Raw genomic sequence first — 3090 nt, 5'->3', positions numbered from 1 at the left:
TTTTCCTTAGCTATCCATCCAGTTACAACGCCTACTGCTGCCTTCCAATCTCCAAATCCAAGTGGTGTAAATATCCACGCTATAGTATTACCTATTGATGCAAGTATTGAATCCTCCATTTCGCACATTCCACCGAAATTGAAGTTAGATAAGAACCATATAAGTATTGTTGAGCCTAGAATTATTGTTCCCGCTTTTATAGCAAATCCTTTTACTTTTTCCCAAGCATGTATTAAAACACTTTTTAAAGTTGGTATTCTATATTGAGGAAGCTCCATTATAAAGTTTGAAGTTTCACCTTTAAACATTGTCTTACTTAATATCAATGCGCCTATTACCGCTACTACTATACCTATCATGTATATAGAATAAACTATCAATGTTTGGTTGTATCCCGCAAATAAAGTCGCCGCAAACATTAGATATATAGGTAATTTAGCACCACAAGACATAAATGGTGTTATCATCATAGTTATTTTTCTATCTTTTTCACTTTCAAGAGTTCTAGATGCCATAAGAGCTGGTACTGAACAACCATATCCCATTAGAAGTGGTATGAAAGATTTCCCTGATAAACCAAATTTTCTAAATAATCTATCCATTACGAATGCAACTCTCGCCATGTATCCACTGTCTTCTAAGAACGACATCAATAAGAATAATACTAATATTTGTGGTAGGAAAGATACGACTCCTCCTACACCTGCAAGTATACCATCTCCTACAAGTCCTAATGCCCATTCAGCAGCACCCATATTTTCTAGAGCACCCATTATAGTCTCTGTAAGTGGTCCATCCCAAAAGTCACAAACTAGAGTTTGTAATTTTACACCTATACCTAATATACCTTCTCCAAACGTTATATGGAATAATGCGTACATGATCACCAAGAAGGCTGGTATTGCCAATACTCTATTTGTAAGTATTTTATCTATTTTATCTGATTTTGTTTCTTTTCTCTGTCCGTTTGATTTTACCGGTTTTTTAACTGTTTTATTTACTACATCTGATATAAATTTATATCTTTGATCCGCTATTTCAGCTTCTGTATCACCATCGAAATCGTCGTTAGCCTTCTCTACTATTGAAGTAATTTTCGCTCTTTTATTCCCTGGTAATTTTTCCATCACGACTTCATCTTCTTCAAGAATTTTTATCGCTTGCCACATTTCATAGGAATTAGAATTCTTATCTTGACCTTGATTTTCATTCTCACTAATTAGACAAACTATTTCTTCTATGTAGTTTTTAATTTGTGGTGAAAATATTTCTAAATTTGTATCTTGTACATTTGATAAAGCGATATTTTGCGCTTCCTTCATTAATTCATCCACACCTTTACCAGTTCTAGCTACTATCGGAACTACTGGAACACCTAGTAATTTTGAAAGCTTTTTACAATCTATTTTTGTTCCCGAAGCTTCGACCTCATCCATCATATTTAAAGCTATTACTGTAGGTATTTTTGTCTCTAATACCTGTAGAGTTAAATACAAGTTTCTCTCTATATTAGTTCCGTCTACTATATCTATTAAAGCATCTGGTTTTTCATCTACTATATAATCTCTCGCTACTATTTCTTCTGCTGAATATGGAGATAGAGAATATATCCCCGGTAAATCTACTATCTCTACTTCTTTATTTTTCTTGTATTTTCCTGTTTTTTGTTCAACTGTAACACCTGGCCAGTTACCGACATGTTGTTTTGAACCTGTTATATCATTAAATAATGTTGTTTTCCCGCAGTTTGGATTGCCTGCAAGTGCTATTCTTATACTCATTTTTTCTCTCCTCTAATACTTTTTATATCAACTCGGTTAATATATCCGATAATTATTTTAAGTTTATATGCTCAGCCTCATCTTTTCTCAAGCTAAGCTCATATCCTCTTAAATTTATTTCTATCGGATCTCCTAAAGGAGCTACCTTTACGACCTCAACATCTACACCTGGAGTTATCCCCATATCCATTAGTCTTTTTCTCACAGGTCCTTTTTTACCAAGGTTTAGAACTACTCCCCTTTCTCCTGGTTTTAAATCTCTCAACGTCTTACTCATAATCTATCCTCCTAATTACTAATTAACTATTATTTTATTTGCCATACCTCTATTTAAAGCTATTTTTGAGCCTTTTACCATTAAAATTAATCCGCTGCTATTTTCTGAAATAACTTCTATTTTTTCGCCAGTTATAAAACCTAAGTTTTGTAAATGTCTTTTAACCTGTTCTTTAGCACGTATTTCTTTTATTATCTTTTGTTCTCCTATACTAACCATAGTTAATGACATAACTTTCACCCTTCCTTATTTAATATATTAATTCGTTTTATATTTTAAAATCGTACTTTATTGATATTGATTATCATTACATTTATATAATATATCTTTTATTTTTGTTTGTCAATATCAAATGATAATAATTCTTATTTTTAAATTCGTCAATTTTTTTTAATAATTGCCTAATAATTTTTGAATCTTTTTTTAATAATAAATATTAAAAAGGAAGTGAAGTAAAATATGTTTCAGAGTAAATTAATCAAATTTTGTTCCCCTACACTAGCTGGCTTTAAGACAGGCAGTTTATTTAAATTTAAAAATATATACAATATTTCTGTGGATAAAATTTTAAAAGAATACAATAAAAATTACAATAAAAAGGGAGTTTATTTTTTTAATATATTTGAAAAAAATGATTATACCTTAATTTACGTGTATAGACCTTATTATTTACTTCGCGACTTATCTTCTTGTGAAATCAGCGATTTTTTAAAATTATACGGATACAAATTAGATAATCTAGACAACAGCTTGACACAGCTTAAACATCGATTTGAAAGCCTACAATCTACACCCCATGAAATAGGTTTGTTTTTAGGCTATCCCTTTTGTGATGTAAAGGGCTTTATAGATAATCGAGGCAAAAATTATAAATGTTGTGGCTGTTGGAAAGTTTACGACAACGAAAAAAGTACATCGCTCTACTTTGATAAATGCAAGCAATGTACTAATTTATACTGTCGTCTATTTAATTTTGGCGTACCTTTAGACAAATTAATTCTACCAATACCAATGTGGAATTAGCATAGCATC

General features: G+C 31.2%; 4 protein-coding genes. 1 reads left to right on the top strand and 3 read right to left on the bottom strand.

From position 1 onward, the window contains the following. The 3 genes from feoB to MR593_RS02340 form a co-directional block, all read right to left on the bottom strand. A partial coding sequence (feoB, locus tag MR593_RS02350) for a ferrous iron transport protein B (RefSeq protein WP_290686595.1) occupies positions 1-1781 on the bottom strand: 1781 nt, incomplete at its 3' end. Between the two features lie 52 nt (positions 1782-1833). Next, positions 1834-2058, bottom strand: coding sequence for a FeoA family protein (locus MR593_RS02345; RefSeq protein ID WP_290686593.1), 225 nt, complete (start codon positions 2056-2058; stop codon positions 1834-1836). Between the two features lie 18 nt (positions 2059-2076). Continuing rightward, positions 2077-2289, bottom strand: coding sequence for a FeoA family protein (locus MR593_RS02340; protein WP_290686591.1), 213 nt, complete (start codon positions 2287-2289; stop codon positions 2077-2079). Between the two features lie 228 nt (positions 2290-2517). On the opposite strand from MR593_RS02340, the gene MR593_RS02335 reads away from it, so the two are divergent. Then, positions 2518-3081, top strand: coding sequence for a DUF3793 family protein (locus MR593_RS02335; RefSeq protein ID WP_290686589.1), 564 nt, complete (start codon positions 2518-2520; stop codon positions 3079-3081). Positions 3082-3090 lie beyond the last annotated feature (9 nt).

It is taken from the genome of Intestinibacter sp., assembly GCF_022780145.1.
GTDB lineage: Bacteria > Bacillota > Clostridia > Peptostreptococcales > Peptostreptococcaceae > Intestinibacter.
The sequence above is the reverse complement of the archived record's forward strand: the minus strand, read 5'-3'. Positions and strand labels throughout refer to the sequence as shown.